The organism is Streptomyces sp. BRA346 (genome assembly GCF_052851135.1).
This window is the reverse complement of record NZ_JAIWIH010000009.1, coordinates 142,786-159,657: the sequence shown is the minus strand read 5'-3', so window position 1 is coordinate 159,657 and position 16,872 is coordinate 142,786. Positions and strand designations below refer to the sequence as shown.

The 16,872-nt window shown below is 68.6% G+C and carries 14 protein-coding genes and 2 pseudogenes; 5 read left to right on the top strand and 11 right to left on the bottom strand.

Features of this window, described 5'->3' with window-relative positions:
* Positions 1–2: 2 nt before the first annotated feature.
* The 8 genes from LCH29_RS14930 to LCH29_RS14895 all read right to left on the bottom strand — a co-directional run bounded on the left by LCH29_RS14930 (position 3) and on the right by LCH29_RS14895 (position 6,049).
* Positions 3–902, bottom strand: a complete 900-nt coding sequence (locus LCH29_RS14930) for a shikimate dehydrogenase (RefSeq protein WP_446462206.1) — start codon at positions 900–902, stop codon at positions 3–5.
* Positions 899–1,063 carry a hypothetical protein gene (locus LCH29_RS14925; protein ID WP_446462205.1) on the bottom strand — a complete coding sequence of 55 codons (165 nt, stop codon included), beginning with the start codon at positions 1,061–1,063 and terminating at the stop codon, positions 899–901. Before LCH29_RS14925 ends, LCH29_RS14930 begins: the two co-directional genes overlap by 4 nt.
* On the bottom strand, positions 1,060–1,515 hold the full coding sequence (aroQ, locus tag LCH29_RS14920; protein ID WP_446462204.1) for a type II 3-dehydroquinate dehydratase: 456 nt from the start codon (positions 1,513–1,515) through the stop codon (positions 1,060–1,062). Before aroQ ends, LCH29_RS14925 begins: the two co-directional genes overlap by 4 nt.
* A 9-nt stretch (positions 1,516–1,524) precedes the next feature.
* Positions 1,525–2,871, bottom strand: coding sequence for an MFS transporter (locus LCH29_RS14915; protein ID WP_446462203.1), 1,347 nt, complete (start codon positions 2,869–2,871; stop codon positions 1,525–1,527).
* A 74-nt stretch (positions 2,872–2,945) separates the two neighbouring features.
* Entirely contained in the window at positions 2,946–3,770 is an 825-nt protein-coding gene (locus LCH29_RS14910) for a sugar phosphate isomerase/epimerase family protein (RefSeq protein ID WP_446462202.1), read from the bottom strand.
* Entirely contained in the window at positions 3,767–4,735 is a 969-nt protein-coding gene (locus LCH29_RS14905; RefSeq protein WP_446462201.1) for a VOC family protein, read from the bottom strand. The genes LCH29_RS14910 and LCH29_RS14905 overlap by 4 nt, the downstream gene beginning before the upstream one ends.
* Positions 4,732–5,181 carry a carboxymuconolactone decarboxylase family protein gene (locus LCH29_RS14900; protein ID WP_191065391.1) on the bottom strand — a complete coding sequence of 150 codons (450 nt, stop codon included), beginning with the start codon at positions 5,179–5,181 and terminating at the stop codon, positions 4,732–4,734. The genes LCH29_RS14905 and LCH29_RS14900 overlap by 4 nt, the downstream gene beginning before the upstream one ends.
* 100 nt (positions 5,182–5,281) lie before the next feature.
* A complete protein-coding gene (locus tag LCH29_RS14895; RefSeq protein WP_446462200.1) occupies positions 5,282–6,049 on the bottom strand; it encodes an IclR family transcriptional regulator in 768 nt (255 codons plus the stop codon).
* A gap of 193 nt (positions 6,050–6,242) precedes the next feature.
* On the opposite strand from LCH29_RS14895, the gene LCH29_RS14890 reads away from it, so the two are divergent.
* Positions 6,243–6,527 (top strand): hypothetical protein, encoded by a 285-nt coding sequence (locus tag LCH29_RS14890; protein WP_446462199.1) that lies wholly within the window; start codon positions 6,243–6,245, stop codon positions 6,525–6,527.
* Between the two features lie 116 nt (positions 6,528–6,643).
* Here LCH29_RS14890 and LCH29_RS14885 read toward each other — a convergent pair.
* Positions 6,644–6,790 (bottom strand): annotated as a pseudogene (locus LCH29_RS14885) (two-component sensor histidine kinase); the annotation flags it as partial.
* A gap of 131 nt (positions 6,791–6,921) precedes the next feature.
* Positions 6,922–8,391 carry a non-reducing end alpha-L-arabinofuranosidase family hydrolase gene (locus LCH29_RS14880; protein ID WP_446462198.1) on the bottom strand — a complete coding sequence of 490 codons (1,470 nt, stop codon included), beginning with the start codon at positions 8,389–8,391 and terminating at the stop codon, positions 6,922–6,924.
* A gap of 792 nt (positions 8,392–9,183) precedes the next feature.
* Between LCH29_RS14880 and LCH29_RS14875 the strand changes: the two genes are divergently transcribed.
* From LCH29_RS14875 to LCH29_RS14865, 3 genes are all read left to right on the top strand, one after another.
* A complete protein-coding gene (locus tag LCH29_RS14875) occupies positions 9,184–10,614 on the top strand; it encodes an endo-1,4-beta-xylanase (RefSeq protein ID WP_446462197.1) in 1,431 nt (476 codons plus the stop codon).
* Between the two features lie 100 nt (positions 10,615–10,714).
* Entirely contained in the window at positions 10,715–12,028 is a 1,314-nt protein-coding gene (locus LCH29_RS14870) for an RICIN domain-containing protein (protein ID WP_446462228.1), read from the top strand.
* A gap of 1,434 nt (positions 12,029–13,462) precedes the next feature.
* Entirely contained in the window at positions 13,463–14,857 is a 1,395-nt protein-coding gene (locus LCH29_RS14865) for an NCS1 family nucleobase:cation symporter-1 (RefSeq protein WP_446462196.1), read from the top strand.
* A gap of 56 nt (positions 14,858–14,913) precedes the next feature.
* Here the strand turns inward: LCH29_RS14865 and LCH29_RS14860 are convergent.
* Positions 14,914–15,254 (bottom strand): annotated as a pseudogene (locus LCH29_RS14860) (integrase core domain-containing protein); the annotation flags it as partial.
* Positions 15,255–15,751: 497 nt separating this feature from the next.
* On the opposite strand from LCH29_RS14860, the gene LCH29_RS14855 reads away from it, so the two are divergent.
* Positions 15,752–16,825 (top strand): serine/threonine protein kinase, encoded by a 1,074-nt coding sequence (locus LCH29_RS14855; protein WP_446462195.1) that lies wholly within the window; start codon positions 15,752–15,754, stop codon positions 16,823–16,825.
* Positions 16,826–16,872 lie beyond the last annotated feature (47 nt).

The following is a 16,872-nucleotide window of genomic DNA, read 5'->3' as shown; positions in this document are numbered from 1 at the left end:
CGTCACATCCTCTCGGTCGGGTGGGGAGAGAGCGCCCCGCTCAGCGGAGCACGGGAGACTTCAGGGGCGACGAGTTCGCGCAGGTGGGCGTACATCCGCGAGGGATCCGGCTCCAAGCCGGTGAACAGCCGGAAGGCATCGGCGGCCTGGTGGGCGTTCATCCGGCCGCCGTCGAGGAAGACCGCGCCCGCCTCGGCGGCGGCCGCGAGCAGAGCGGTGTGGAGCGGCCGGAACACGATCTCGGCGACCCAGAGGTCGGGCCGCAGGCAGCTGCCGGGCACTGCCTGGCCGGGGTGACCAGCCATCCCGACCGGGGTTGCGTGCACGACCCCGTGCGCGTGTCCGAGCAGCGCCGGGAGCTCGGCGAGTCTGCCACCGCGGACCCGGTCCGGGTCGAGGTCGGCGGCGAGGCGCGCCGCCCGGTCCGGGTCGGCGTCGACGACGTCGAGTCGCTCAGTACCCAGGTCGAGCAGCGCGTAGGCTGCCGCGGCGCCCGCCCCGCCCGCGCCGACGAGGACGACACGGTCCAGCGGGGCGCCCGCGAGCCCGTCGACGAGGCCGCGCCGGAAGCCGGTCCAGTCGGTGTTGTGGCCCGCGAAGCCGTCCTCACCGATGACCACGGTGTTCACCGCGCCGATCGCTGCCGCATCAGGGGACAGGGTGTCCAGGTGCGCGAGGACCAGCTGTTTGCAGGGATGGGTGATGTTGAGGCCCCGGTAGCCGGCATCCCTGGCGCGCAGCAGCAGGCCGCCGACATCACCCGGAGAGGCCCCCAGGGCGTGGAGGTCCCACAGGTCGTAGCGCAGCTCAAGGCCGAGCACTGTTGCCTCCCGCTCGTGCATCGCAGGGGACAGCGAGAACCCGATCCCGCTTCCGATCAGACCCGCCAGCAGAGTCGTCACGATGCCCCCTCGGGGTCGGCCGAGACGAGCACGGGCTCGATTGCACGGTCGGGCTCGATGTCGTCGACGCCCACCAGGCCGACACCGGGGATCGCCTGAAGCGCGGCGGCGTGGTTGACGGCGATCCCGGTTCCGATGATGCCGGTCCGCAGCGCGCTCATAGGGCGTCCTTCCGTACGAGGGCACGGTCCAGTGCCTCGACCCCGTAGACGTAGCCCTGGATCCCGGCTCCGACGAAGACTGCCTCGGCGATGTCGGAGACGTAGGAGTGGTGCCGGAACGCCTCGCGCTTGTGCACGTTGGTGATGTGCACCTCGGCGATGAGCAGTTCGGAGGCGAGCAGCGCGTCACGCAACGCCACGGACGTGTGGGTGAACGCGCCCGGGTTGATCACGACGCCGTCCGTGGCCCCGCGCGCCTCGTGGAGCCGGTCGACAAGCGCGCCCTCCCAATTGCTTTGCAGGAAGTCGGCTTCGTATCCGAGCGCCTCGGCGCGTTGTGCGGTGATCCGCTCGACGTCGGCGAGGGTGTCGGCACCGTAGAGGGCGGGCTCACGGGTCCCGAGCATGTTCAGGTTCGGGCCGTTCAGGATCAGCAGGCGGCCGTGCCGCATGGAGGCTCCTCACAAGGTGGTGGTCACGCGGGCTGCGGGGGCCGCTGCGGTCGTCCGCGAGGTGCGTCCCAGCTGTTTCAACGGCACGTGGGCGGTCTCGCGGCCTGCGAAGGCCGCCGCGGCGGCGAGCACGCAGAGCACGGCGAGCAGGATCGCGAGCGGAACCCAGCCGAACGCACCCGTGCCGATCATGAGCGCGGCGATGGGGGGCAGGAAGCCCTGGGGCACGTTGGCGAACTGGGTCGAGACCGCCAAACCGGTGTAGCGGACCCGGGCATCGAACATCTCCGCGTACAGCGACGGCCAGACGCCGTTCGGCGCGGCGTAGCACACCGAGCCCAGCAGGACCGAGGCGAGCACGACGAGTGACCAGTTCGAGGTCGTGATGGCCCAGAAGTAGACGAACACCGACGCGGCGCAGCCCAGGGCGCCCACGGCGAACACCGGGCGGCGGCCGATCTTGTCCGACAGCTTGGCCCACAACGGGATCGTGACGACCTGGCCGATGTTGGAGATCACGATCGTCCACAGCATCGAGGAGCGCGAGATGTTCCACTGCTCCACCGCGTAGCCCAGGCCGAACACGGTCACGGTGGTGGAGATCGTGGCGTAGAGGTGGCAGACGACGATCCGGAGGAACGAGCCCCAGTAGTGGCGAATGAAGACCATCAGCGGGAACTTGACGACCTCCTGGCTCTCCTTCATCTCCTCGAAGGCGGGCGGCTCCTCCAGCGTGCGACGCACGATCATCGCGACGATCACCACGATCGCGCTGGCCCAGAACGGCACCCGCCAGCCCCAGGAATAGAGGGCCTCGGTCGGCAGGGCCGCGACCGGGATGAAGGCCAGTGTCGCCACGACCAGCCCGGCCTGGGTCCCGGAGAGAGTGAAGCTGGTGAAGTAGCCGCGCCTGCCCTCGGGAGAATGTTCGAGGGTCATCGAGCTCGCGCCGCTCTGCTCGCCCGCGGCGGAGAACCCCTGCGCCACGCGGCACAGCACCAGCAGGATCGGTGCCCAGACGCCGATGACGGAGTAGCTGGGCAGGCAGCCGATCAGGAAGGTCGAACCGCCCATGGTGGCCAGCGTGAAGATCAGGACGCGTTTGCGGCCGATCCGGTCGCCGAAGTGGCCGAGGAAGAACGAGCCGATGGGCCGGGCGATGTAGGCGACCGCGAAGGTCGCCAGCGCGGCCAGCGTGCCGGTGGCCGCGCCGGCGTCGGGGAAGAACACATGGCTGAAGACCAGCGCCGACGCCGATCCGTAAATGAAGAAGTCGTAGTACTCGACCATGCTGCCCAGGAAAGACGCGAGCGCGGCCTTCCGGGGTGTTTGGCCCGTTGTCGTCGTATGGGACACGAGACACTTCCTTGTGTCAGGTTCGAGCTGGAATGTGTGACAGATTCACGCCGGGGCGACCGGAGGTCCGCGGATCAGCCGTTGAGAACGGCGGTGGCGGAATCGAAGGCCTGCCGGGCGGCCTCGTCGACCGGCAGGGCGCGGAACCAGGGATCGTTGACCTCGACCGACCAGGGGCCGGTGTAGCCGAGGGTGCGGAGCTCCGCGACCAGCGCGCGGACGGGGAGCTCACCCCTGCCCGGCAGTAACCGGGTCGAACGGGCCTTGTGCAACATGTCCGGGTCGTCCGGGCGGACCCGGGGACCGTCGTTGAGCTGGACGCCGGCGACTTCCCGGGCGTCGATGTCGTGGAGCACGGCGGCGTCGGCACCGGTGGCGAACCAGTGCCAGACGTCGATCATCACCCCCGCGTTCGGCGCCCCGCTGCGCCGGACCACGTCGAGTGCCGCGGGATAGTCGCACAGGGCGCCCCAGGCGAATGCCTCCACCGCCAGGGTGACGCCCAGGGGGGCCAACCGGGCAGCCAGCTCGGCGAGCCGGGCAGCCGCGCGTCCGGGATCGGCCGGTCCGGCGGCGAACTCGCCGGAGGTGACCCGGAGCGGCCCCCAGACGCGCGCAGCCTCAGCGAGCGTGACCTCGGCGTCCGACGGCGCCGCAACCGACTCGGCGAGCGCCCACCCACCGAGGAACTCGGCCTCGGTGACGGCGAGCCCGGCATCGGCGGCCACGGTGCGCACGGCACCGACCCCGCCGTGCGCCGCGAGGTCGGCGAACTGCACACCGATCCCGGTGAATCCCGCCCTCGCGGCGGCGGCGGCCCGTGCGGCGAAAGGAGTGCGCGCGGGATCGGTGAACCCGGCCCCGTGCAGCGTCACGTAGCTCGCGGTCAGCCCGGTCACGCGGGCGCACCTCCGAACGGCGGGGTCGCGTGGGTGTGGAACGACTCCGGCACACCCAGGCCCCATGCGGTGCCGCGGCCCTTCGACTCGGTGTCCCACGTGACGGTCTCGAAGTCCGGCGCGAAGATGTGGATCCCGCCGGTGAACACTTCGACCCGGTTGCCGCCGGGCTCATACACGTAGAGGAAGAAACCTTGCGTGCGCGAGTGCTTGGCGGGACCGAACTCGATGAACACGTCGTTCTCGAGGAAGACATCGGCGGCGCGGATCACATCCGAGGTCTCGGGCACGGCGTAGGCCAGGTGGTGCAGCCGTCCGGTGGTGGGGGCGGGTTCTTTCGTGAGCGCAAGGTCGTGGGCCTTCGTCATGACCGACAGCCAAGCGCCGACCTCGTCGCCCCCGGCGGGGACGAGCCGCTCACGCAGCTTGAACCCGAGGACCTCCTGCTGGAAGTCGCTCGCCTCGGCGACGTCCGGCACCAGCAGGTTGATGTGGTCGATGCGCGCAGCAGCGGCGCCCTTGGGGGCGAAGCGCTGCGGCTGGTTCGGAAGAGCCGGCGCCTCGCCGGGCGGCGGCACGTACTTCTCGGTCTCGAAGTACACCTCCTGGAGGTGCCCGCCGACGCCGGTGTAGCGGTAGGCCTTGCCGTGGCCGAAGTCGCCGTCATGCCAGGTGCCCTCGACGCCGTGCTTCTCCAGCGCTGCGACGCGTCGCTCAAGGGCCTGCGGGCTGGTCGCCCGCCACGCCACGTGGCCCAGGCCGGCCTCGGGGGCGCCCGTCAGAGTGAGTGAGGTCAGGACGTCGTCGTTCCAGGCACGCAGGTGCGCCCGACCGGGGTCCTCGCCGACGAGGGTCAGTCCGTAGACCTCGGTGAAGAACGCGACGGACTCCTCGAGCCGGGGCGTGCGCAGCTCGGCGTGGCCGAGCTGGGCGATGTCGTAGATCGGCTCCGGGCGGCTGCTCATCGCACCGTGCCTTCCTCAGCGATGGCCTTGGCTTCCAGCTCGGCGACACCCTCCAGGATGGACGGCGCGTGATTGGCGATCGAGACCCCACCGAAGAGGTAGGCGAGGTTGATCGCAGCCTGCAGCTCTTCCCAGCTCGCCCCGGCCCGCCGGGCCGCATGTCCGTGGATCTTCGCCGCGTCCCGCAGCTGCACCGCCAGCACCGCGAAAAGGATCAGCTGGACGGTCTTCTGATCCAGCACATCGGTGTAGGTGACGAGGTTGCGGACCTTCTCCTGCGCGAGCAGCAGCTCTGGGTTCGTCCGGCCCAGGCTGTCGAAACGGGCCTGGATGCGCGGTGGCACGAAGCCCGCCATCTCGCGGTACGTCTGCAGGTAATGGTCGATCTCGTGCTGCTGCTCCGTGGTGGGGACCGCGCCCTCGGTGTCCGGTGTACTGCCAGTCATGGGTGACCTTCCCGTTTCGGTGGCAGAGGTCACAGTCGTGGCTGCGGCAGGTGCGGCGAAAGCCTGCGTTCCCATTGAGTGGGAGTGCAGGGCGGAAAAGTCAGGGATGGGAGCGAATCTGCTGGTCACGTAGCGAGCGGGAAATGGAGATGGCGGCGGTGCGCACGGCGGGCGCCAGCCGTTCCGGGCGTCCACCAGTGGTGTGCAGGACGACATCGAGTGCCGCGACAACCGCTCCCGAGGCGTCTCGAATGGGCGCGGCGACCGACAGTGACCCGAGTGTGAGCTCCTCGTAGGCGAAGGCGACGTCCGTCCCGCGTACGTCGTCGAGGACCCGGACGAGCCGGCCGGGTTCGACGATGGTGTGTCGGGTGAAGCGCGCCAGTGGCCCCGCCAGCACATTGGCCTGCACCTCTTTGGGCGCATGAGCCAGCAGCACCTTGCCGACCCCGGTGGCGTGCAGCGGCAGGCGCCCGCCGCGGCGCGACTTCACCAGCAGCGCACCGGCCCCGGAGATCTTCTCTATGTAGAGCGCCTGACTGTCCTGACAGACGGCGAGATGAACGTTCTCCTTGGTCCCCTCGAACAGGTCCTGCATGACCGAGAGGGCGACGTCGCGCAGCGACTCGCCGCGAGGGGCGAGCGATCCGAGCTCCCACATGCGTAGCCCGACCCGGTAGCCGGCACCGTCACAGCGCTCCAGTCCGCCCCACGCGACGAGCTCGGTGGCCAGCCGGTGCGCCGTCGACAGGGGCAGCCCGGTGCGGGCGCTGAGCTCGTTGAGGGTGAGCTCAGGGGAGTCAGGGCCGAAGGCGTCGAAAAGCGCGACGACCTTGCTCGTTACTGAGCGCCCCGGACTCTCGGCCATGGTCCCTCCGTTCTCCGCATGAACCCGGACATCTCCAGAGACGCCGTTCGCTGGACAGACCCGAGTCACCCGCAGCTCTCGCCATAAGGCGGGTGTTCCAGCTGCGAGCAGCCCGGCGGGTCCATTGGAATGCTGCGGTGACGCTGGTGTCCAGAGTCTCGCTCAAGACTGGGATGGGCAGGGTGTCGCCGGCATGGCCGAGCCCGAGCGCGAGTGCATCCGGGAGAGGTCTGTGGAAGGCCAGGCCTTCGCTCGCGAGCGCGTCCGCCACGACGGGCGCCCCAAGGCCGACGACGACATGGCCGACTACGTCCGCAGCCTGCGGGCCATCGGCGTGGCCGTACCACACATGACCCGGAAGCTGGTGATCACCTCGGGCAAGAACATGGGTCGGCACCCCTCGGTCGCCACCGTCTACCGCATCGCAGGCGCGGGTTCTTCCAGGCACGGGGAGTCCCGGTGCTGTCCGACCGTGTGACGGCAGTGATCGACGCGGCTGCATCGGTGCCGGTGGGCGGCCCCGATCCGGCATGTGCCGAAGAGCCGGGACGCTGCAGAGCAGCCTGACCAGGGCTGTGGAAACAGCCTGAGCGGTCAGTCCGTGTGCCTCGGGATCCGCAGGCGAACGTCATATCCGCCCTGGACGGTGGGGCCGGACTCCAAGGTGCCGTTCAGGAGTTCGGTGCGTTCCTTGAGGCCGATCAGGCCCTGGTGGGAGCCGGGGTGAGGAGGGGAGGGCCGCCCGGCGCAGTGCGGCGTTGCGGGGTCGGCCTGCACGGTGCCGACCCCTTGCCGCGTGACCCGGGCGGGCTCGGCCTTCCGCCGAGCCCGCCACGCCGGCTCCATACCGGAGCCGGACTCGTGTCACGCCGTCAGCGCCGCAGCGTCAGCAGACCCGGACGGTAGGGCAGGAGGCCGTAGTCGCCGCCGGAGTTGGGGCTGCGCCCTTGGTAGAGCAACTGCAGATGGCAGGGGTCGACGGTCATGGTCTGGTCGGGGCCGGTACGGATCAGTTCGCCATGGCTGATGTCGTTGGTCCAAGTGGCGCCACTGTTGGCCTTGCCGGCGAAGGGATTGCTCTCGGACGCGGCCTGGGGTGTCCATGAGCCGTTCAGACTGGTGGCCGTGAACGAGCGGAAGTAGCGGTGGCCCTGCGAGCCGATCGCCTCGACGATCATGAGGTAGCGGTTCTGGCCCTGTAGCTTGTAGACCTGCGGGGCTTCGAACAGGTTGTTCGTCGTATCGCTCATGATCACTGTCGAGGTCGTGCCGAAGCTGCCCGGGAAGTTCCCGATCGGCATACTGGCCCGGTAGATCTTGCCGTTGTCACCGGCGAAGAACAGGTACATGTTCGTCCCGTCACCGATGAGCGTCTGGTCGATGGGTCCTGTTCCGGAGCCGGGGATGCTTCCGGAGAAGAGCACCTGCTGGGATGACCAGCCATTCGGGTTGGTGGGGTCGCTCGACGTCCGGTAGGAGAAGGCGGTCCCGCCCCACTGGTAGGCGAGCACCCAGATGTTCTTCGGCGCGAAGTAGAAGAGCGTGGGCGCGACGGTGGAAGCTGACATCGTGTTCTGGCTGGCCGATGCCATCTCCGACCAATTGGTGAACAGGCCGAAGTTCATCGAACCCCAACGCGTCCCCGTGTCGTGCGTCGTCGCGTAGACGAGTTGCCTGCCGTTGTAGGGGACGACGGTGAAGTCCTTGAGTGAGACCCACCCCGGCTTGGGCTGCGCCAGCGCGCCCGTTGATGTCCAGCGGTATGTCGACGGAAGATCGCACGGGCCGGAGGTGTCGCCGCCGACCTTGACGAGCTGCCACTGCTGGTTGGTGCCGCCCCAGTCGTCGTACTGGACGGTGTTCGCGTTGTCGGCGGTGGAGGCGCCCTGTACTTCGAGGGCCTTGTTGCTGTGGCGCGAGATGAACCGCACGTAGCCATCCGAGCTGTCGGCCAGCCGCCACTGCTGGTTGGTGCCGTTCAGGTCGGCCCACTGGACGATCGGGCCGCCGTTCGCGGTGGACCAGTTGTAGACGTCCAGCACCTTGCCCGAGTGGCGGGACTTGATGCGGTAGTAGCCGTCCCCGGAGTCGACGAACTGCCACTGCTGGTGCTTCTGATCGTTCCTGGTCCACTGGGTGATGCGGGCGCCGTCGTCGGTCGCCATGTTGTAGACATCCAGGGCCTTGCCGCTGTTGCGGTTGACCAGCACATACGAGGCGTTGGGGTCTACGGTCGCCGCGCCGGCGGGCTGGGCACCGAGGAAGGTGGCCACGAGCAGCAAGGGCGCAAGGACGGCGAGTAAGCGTCTTGGACGGACCAGGGACGGGGGGCGAAACCACATCAGAGGGCCTCCTTTGGGGGCGGGGGTGAGGTGACCCCGATGAACCGCGGACCGGACGTGCCGGGGAGCAGATCAATCTCGGAACGTTTCGAAGAATTTCCGGAAGCTTTGACGCCACAAGCTAGGAATGTGGGGCCCTCTGGTCAAGGCCTGTCGCCGATCTGTCCACAAACAGCGCCTCCCCTTTGGGCTTGGCAAGCTGTCGCGCCGACCGGCAGCGCTTCGGAGTCTGCGATGCGGCTCGCCACTCCAAGGCGTCCACGCGGAGGAGGGAAGTCGAGCAAGCGGCGTCCGCACACTCGTCCCGTCCCCCGCTCCGGCCCCAGCCCTACGGCATCCGCCGACGGCGGCGCCGGGGGTTCGCCGTCCGGCTCACCGGATTCCGGAAAGTTTCGGGCGAGGAACGGAAACTTCTTCTGCGGTGAGTATTGACGATCCATCGTCAATCCCTCAATCTCCCTGCCTGAGAACCCGCCATAGTTCGAGATATCGAACCACATGGGTCCTGAGCAATCTGTGCTGCACGGCAGATCCACGCACAGCTGAACGACAGATCCGCGCACCAGAGCACCTGCGCCACCTCGTTTCGTTCCGGTGAGGTTCGCACCAGCGCCCCTGGCTCTTCGCGCAGTTGGAGAGGTACGCGACGCCGCGTGGCGGTCCCCCGGCTGAGCCGCGATGGAGTAGCCCCATGCCTGTGTCGAAACACCGCCGCCGCCCGCCGCGTGGGAGCGGACGACGCATTCCCCCGCGCTTCAGTCCTTCCGTGATTTCTACCTTGGAGGCATAGTCATGGGCTCGTACGCCCTTCCCAGACCCGCTATCCGCCGGAAGATCCGCGGCCTGCTGTTAGCGCTGGTCGTCGGCGTCCTCGGTGCGGTCGCCGCACTGGTCGCGCCGCCGACCGCACACGCCGCGGAGAACACGCTCGGCGCCGCGGCGGCGCAGAGCGGCCGCTACTTCGGCACCGCCATCGCCTCGGGCAGGCTGGGCGACTCGGCGTACACGACGATCGCGGGCCGTGAGTTCAACTCGGTGACGGCCGAGAACGAGATGAAGATCGACGCCACCGAACCGCAGCGAGGTCAGTTCAACTTCACCGCCGGTGACCGCGTTTACAACTGGGCGGTGCAGAACGGCAAGCAGGTGCGCGGCCACACCCTGGCCTGGCACTCCCAGCAGCCCGGCTGGATGCAGAGCCTCAGCGGCAGCACGCTGCGCCAGGCGATGATCGACCACATCAAGGGCGTGATGGCCCACTACAAGGGCAAGATCGCCCAGTGGGACGTCGTGAACGAGGCCTTCGCCGACGGCAGTTCAGGAGCCCGGCGCGACTCCAACCTGCAACGCACCGGCAACGACTGGATCGAGGTCGCCTTCCGCACCGCGCGCGCCGCCGACCCGGCCGCCAAGCTCTGCTACAACGACTACAACGTCGAGAACTGGACCTGGGCCAAAACCCAGGCCATGTACGCCATGGTCCGAGACTTCAAGCAGCGCGGCGTGCCGATCGACTGCGTCGGCTTCCAGTCGCACTTCAACAGCGGCAGCCCCTACAACAGCAACTTCCGCACCACCCTGCAGAACTTCGCCGCCCTCGGCGTCGACGTGGCCATCACCGAACTCGACATCCAGGGCGCCTCGGCCACGACCTACGCCAACGTGACCAACGACTGCCTGGCCGTCCCGCGCTGCCTCGGCATCACCGTCTGGGGTGTGCGCGACACCGACTCCTGGCGACCGGAGCACACGCCGCTGCTGTTCAACGGCAACGGCAGCAAGAAGCCCGCGTACACCGCCGTCCTCAACGCACTCAACGGCGGATCCCCTACGCCCCCTTCGGATTCCGGACCGATCAAGGGCGTCGGCTCGGGCCGGTGTCTGGACGTGCCCGACAGCAGTACCACCGACGGCACCCGGCTCCACCTGTGGGACTGCCACAACGGCACCAACCAGCAGTGGACGTACACCACCGCCGGCGAGCTCAGGGCCTACGGCAACAAGTGCCTGGACGCCGCCGGCACCGGCAACGGCACCAAAGTCCAGATCTACAGCTGCTGGGGCGGCGACAACCAGAAATGGCGCCTCAACTCGGACGGATCCATCGTCGGTGTCCAGTCCGGCCTCTGCCTCGACGCCGTCGCAGGCGGCACCGCCAACGGCACCCTGATCCAGCTCTACTCCTGCTCGAATGGCAGCAACCAACGCTGGACCCGCACCTGATGGGACCTGCCACAAGCGAAAGGGTGAATCGATGAAGACCTACGGTGCGGCTTCCCACGCCCCTCTACGAAGACATCGCTGGTGGTCCCGGGTCGCCGCCGTGGTAGCGGCGACGCTCGCGATCGGCATGCTCGCCGCGGTGAATCCGGCGCCCGCCGAGGCGGCGACGGTGGACACCCATGCGTGGTATGTCCTGGTCAATCGCAACAGCGGCAAGGCGCTGGACGTCTCTGGCGCGTCCACCGCCGACGGCGCGCGGGTCAGCCAGTGGACGCGCAACGACGGAGCCAACCAGCAGTGGCAGTTCGTGGACTCCGGCGACGGCTTCTACCGCCTCAAGGCCCGGCATGCGGACAAGGTTCTCGACGTGGCCGGCGCCTCGACCGCGGACGGTGCCGCGATCCAGCAGTGGGCCGACCACGGCGGGGCCAACCAGCAGTTCCGCCTGGCCGACTCCGACGCGGGCCACGTCCGCCTGATCAACCGCAACAGCGGCAAGGCGGTGGAGGTGCAGGGCGCCTCAACCGCCGACGGCGGCAACGTCGTCCAGTACACCGACTGGGGCGGCGCCAACCAGCAGTGGCAGATGATCAAGCTGTCGTCCGATGGCGGTGGCGGTGGCGGCGGCGGATGCGGCAGCGCACCGACTCTGGCGAGCGGTACGTACACGATCCAGAGCGGCGGCAAGAGCCGCAGCTTCATCCTCAGGGTTCCCGCCAACTACGACAACAGCCACCGCTACCGGCTGATCTTCGCGTTCCACTGGCGGGGCGGAACCGCCGGCGAGGTCGCCTCGGGCGGCACGAGCGGGAGCGCCTGGTCCTACTACGGCCAACAGGAGCAGTCGAACAACAGCGCCATCCTGGTCGCCCCCCAGGGCCTCGGCAACGGCTGGGCCAACTCGGGCGGTGAGGACGTCACCTTCGTCGACGACATGATCCGGCGGATCGAGGGCGGCCTCTGTGTCAACCCGGCACAGCGCTTCGCCACGGGATTCAGCTGGGGCGGCGGTATGAGCTACGCACTCGCATGCAGCCGGGCGAACGTCTTCAGGGCCGTCGCGGTCATATCCGGTGCTGAGATCAGCGGCTGCAGTGGCGGCACCCAGCCCATCGCCTACTTCGGAATCCACGGGGTCAGCGACTCCGTCCTCAACATCGCGCAAGGACGGTCCCTGCGCGACAGGTTCGTCCGCAACAACGGCTGCGCCGCCCAGAGCCCGCGCGAGCCCGCGCCGGGCAGCCGAACGCACATCACCACCACCTACTCGGGCTGCCGTGCCGGATACCCGGTCCAGTGGGCCGCGTTCGACGGAGGCCACGCACCGGGTCCGGTCGACGGCTCCGGCGGCGACAACGGCGCCGCCACCTGGACCAAAGCAGAGATCTGGAGGTTCTTCGCACAGTTCCAGTGACACGCCCGCACCACGGAGTGGAGCCAGGAGCAATCCTGGCTCCACTCCCGTCGACGTCTATCGCACCGCTGCGAGATCCCAGCAAACCTGCGCGCGCGTTCCTCCGCGCGCAGGCCCACACCACCGCCGCTTCCGACGCCGTCTTCACCGGCAACGGCGCAGCGGTCATCCCGACGCACTGAGAGCACCCGACGACGACCCGAACGTCATCCCCGAGTTCCCTGACCAGATGAGCACTCCTCCGAAGAAGCCGAAGGGCGACGCGCCGCTCGGCGAGCAGTACGTCTGGCGGGAGATGCGCCGACGGCAGTCCTCGGAGCGGATCTGTGTCGAGCACGCCAACGCCGAATGGAACGGCAGTGGTGCCCGCTCCATCGCTACACCGGCCCACGCGAGGACTACGCCGCCAGCCACCAGGCGATCGCTTCGTTGGTTTCGGACCGTTCGGCTCGCCGACCGACCCGCCGCAAGCCGAGCATCGAGCTCGTGCTCGCCCGGCAGGCCGCCTGCTGATCAACCACTGGCCGACCCGCCAGGCCAGCACGCCCAAACCTCAATCGCGGACCAAGCCGTAACCGTGAAACTCGTCCCACCTTTGCCCGAGAAAACACCCAGACTCTGCCGAAGTCCTCCGGCAGTGGGCGCTAGGTGAAGGCACACGGTGTAGTCGTCGTCAAAAGTCAGATGCACATCCCCCATATGCGGAAGCTTGCCACGGCGGACCGCTGCCGTCGCGTGATGGTGCAGATCCGGAGGGCGCGGACTGAAAAGAGTCCGTGCCCGGACCTGGCCTGGGGCTGCTTTTGCCAGTTATAGCCATTTACCTACCTGTACATCCCTGGGGATTCCGCTGCGCTCGGGTCGCGACTGCCTCCAAGTGGTCCGGAGCTTGCTAGTGCCGCGTCAGCCAGGGTTCACCCCGCTCGCCGACCGAGTAGGCCCACTACGAGGCCGATCCGGCGCCTTGCATCTGACCGCACCAGGACGCCTCGCTACCGGGCAAACCTTGACTGACGCGGCACTAGCCCGCACGGTCAGTTGCGGCAGCCACCTCGTCGGCACCGCTACCGCGTCATAGTCGAACAGTATCGCGGCGTTGGCCGTCGATTTCCGTTTTGTCGACGAAAACTGTGAAGCGTCGGGGAGTCCTCTTCGGTTACGATCCCCTACCAGGAGCGCCGGGAGTATTGACCTTCGTTCGTGCGTGGTGGTCGAATCCGATCTCTGAATTCGCAGCCCGTACATCATTATCTTCCCAGGCAACCCTGCCTCCTTCCGGGAGAGTTCGTGAGTTACGACGAGTCCTCGACCGATGTGCCAGCCTCGTTCCACAACGTTGTTCGCCCTGCCGGTCACGCACCGTCCGCAACGGATGGTGATCCTTTCGCTGTCACCCATCCCGACCCCACGCTGTACAACGACGACCTTGCCCCATTGCCGTACGAGAAACGTAAGTGGGGCGCATTCGAGATTTTCAATGTCTGGTCGAGCGACCTCCACAGTCTCTTCGGCTACACCCTGGCCGCCACGCTGTTCACGACCTCCGGCCTGAACGGCTGGTGGACGTTCGCGGGCGTCATCCTCGCCGGGGTGATCGTGATGCTGCTGGTGAACCTGACGGGGAAGGCCAGCGTCAAGTACGGCATCCCTTACCCGGTCATGGCCCGGGTGAGCATGGGCGTGCGCGGTGCACAGTTCCCCACACTGATGCGGGCCGTCGTCGCCATCTTCTGGTACGGCGTGCAGACCTACTTCGCCTCCACAGCGATCACGCTGCTGATCACCGCGCTCACCGGGTACTCGGATCCGGAGGACGGGGGCTTCCTCGGCCTGAGCTCTGTCGCCTGGATCTCCTATTTCATCGTGGTGGTGTTCCAGCTGGGACTCTTCCTCCGGGGGATCGACTGGATAACCCGCTACCTCAACTGGGCCGGTCCCGCGGTGTACCTGGTCATGGTGGCGCTGGTGGCGGTGATCTGGGTCCATGCGGGGAACCGGCTGCTGCCTGAGGTCGGCAACGTCTTCGCCGGGGACGGTGATGATGGCGGCGCACCGGTCTCGGCGTTCGTGAGCGTGGTCGGCACGATGGTGGCCTACTTCGCCGCAGTGATCATTAACTACGGTGACTTCTCCCGGTTCGTCAGGACCGAGCGGCAGATGAAGCGGGGGAACCTCTGGGGGCTGCCGGTCAGTCTCGCGTTCTTCTCGTTTCTGGCACTGGTCATCACCGCGGGCACGGCAGTCCTGTACGGGAAGCCGCTGACCGACCCCACCGACATCGTGGAGCGGGTCGACAACACCTGGCTGACGGTCGTCGCGGCGCTGACCTTCTTCGCCGCCACGGTCGGGATCAACCTGGTCGCGAACTTCATCCCGCCCGCCTACGACCTGTCCAACACGAACCCCGACATCATCACCGCCCGCGGCGGCGGGATCATCACGGCGACGGCCGCGTTCGTCGTCGGTGCGCTATGGGTCCCGGTCATCAGCCACCTGGGAATCGCGAAGTTCGTGGATACCCTGAGCGCCCTGCTCGCCCCGTACTACGGGATCCTGGTGATCGACTACTTCCTGATCCGGAAGCAGCAGCTCAACGTAGAGCACCTGTTCTCGGCCGAACCCGGTACCGACTACTACTACAGCAAGGGGTGGAACCTCCGGGCACTGGCCGCGTTCGGGCTCGCCGCGATCTTCTCCGTCGCCACCGTATGGGCGCCCGAGTTGAAGGGCCTGACCGGGTACGCGTGGATCTTCGGCGCGGCTCTCGGTGCCGCGCTGCACTATCTGCTCATGCGCGGAGGCGCCCGGGCGGAGCCGGCGGTGCGTTGACGCTACGGGCGCCCCTGACCGGTGGACAGGGGCGCCCGGCGCCCGACATCTGGTCGTCAGCGGCCCTCCGGCGCAGCTCGACCAGCACGCCCTGTGGACGCAACGGCGTGCAGGAGGCCGCCGAGGCGATCGCGGGATGGACATCGAGATGGGTGAGCTGGTCCGGGGCGGTGATCGGTTCGGGTAGGGGGTGGAGTGGCGCGGCACGTGCGAGAGTGCGGTGAGTTCTGTGCTCGTTGTAGAACGGTCTCGTATTCGCGCAACGCGTGGAGGAGATGGGTCTGGTTCCAGATGAGGGTGCGGTCGAAAGCTCGGTTCTGCATGACCGCACCCAACGCTCCATGATCGCGTTCATGCACGGCATCCGGACGCCGGTCTGGACGACCTCGACGCCCGCGCTCGTACCACTGGTCCCGATGCTGGTGCGGCAAACACGCCGGCATCGCTCCCTGCCCGGCCCGTTGCGGGGGTACGCCCTCGCGGCTGTCTTCCTCGGTGCCGACTACGTCATGTGGAGCGTGAGCATCCTGGACGTCGGCGCGGCCGTCTCCACGGTGCTGATCAATGTGCAGGTCATCGCGTCTCCCCTGACGGCCCCGGTTTTTCAGTGGCACCCTGATCCCCCGCCGTTTCCTTTTCACCAGCACCGGTACGAGGGGCGCTTCTGGGCATCGCCGCGGTCTCGTCTACGTGGTGTATCCCCACATCGCGACCGGTATGCGTCTCCACCGCCTCGGCGGCCCCACCGTAATCCAACTGGCGGGCTGCGCCGTGGTGATCGGCTCGGTGTGGTCCGCCGACCGGTCCAGGGGGCGGTCGGCCGGCAGCTGGCCGCGGCCCCCTCCCTGCCCGGGGGCACGGCCGGGGATTAGGCTTTCCGCTCTCGGCTACACCATGGGGGAGCGAATGGAGCCGCTGCGGCAGGACGACCCGGGACAGCTCGGTGTCTACAGACCCATCGGCCGGATCGACGCGGCGGACAGCGGAGTTCCCGTACCGGTGCGGCGTTTCATCGCGCGCACGCCAGGTGGCGACCATACGGTCCTCCTCAGCTCGCCCCGGCTGGAGTTCGCCCGGGAGGGTGAGCACGGGCAGCGGTTCGGGGCCGAGGCCGAGCAGGCCCGGCGCTTGAGCGGTCACAGCCCCACCCTGGAGCAGATCGTGGAGGTCTCCTGGGGCACCGGCGGCCAACCGCCGTGGTGCGTCTCGCCCTATTCGCCGGCGCTGCCGCTACCCGGAGCGCTGGCCGCGCAGGGCGGAGGCCTCGGTGAGCGTACGGTGCGCGGGCTCGGCCTGGCGCTGGCCGAGGCCCTCGCCGCGCTGCACGAGCAGGGATTCGCCCACGCCGGTGTGGCGCCCGGCACCGTCCTGCTGGGCGCGGACGGACCGAGGCTCACCGGGTTCGGATGCGTACGGTCCCTCGCTCCGGAGGGCGGGGAGCGTGTGGCCGTGCCCGGTCTGCCGCCGGAGGCGCTGCCGCCCGAGCAGCTTTCGGGTGGACGGCCGCGTCCGCCCGGCGATGTGTTCGGGCTCGGCGCGGTGCTCTCGTACGCGGCGACCGGGCGCCTGGCACCGGATGCGTCAGGACTGCCCGAGGGGCTGCGCGAGGCGGTCAGTGCATGTCTGGCCCCCGACCCGGCACACAGACCGCGCGCCGCGGCCGTACGGGATGCGCTGGCCGCCGGCTTCGTCCCTCCCGCCCCGGCCCTTCCGCCTTCTTCCGCGCCGGGCTGGGCACCGGCCACGGTGATGGATGGCGGGGCCGGGGCGTTCGGCCCCGGCTGGTTGCCGGGCCGGGTGATCGCGGCGCTCGTCCGGCAGTCCGGGCGGGCCCTGGGCGCTCAGGGCCCTCCGGGCGCGGCCGGGGCTGTGCGAGCAGCCGGTGCCGACACTGTCACCAGCGAGTCCGGCGTGCCCCTGGCACCCGGCGCTCCCGCCCTTCACCCGGGAGCCTCCCCGAGGCCGTGACCGCCGCACCTCCACCGCCCCTCCGCCGATCCCCTCCCCGTGGACTG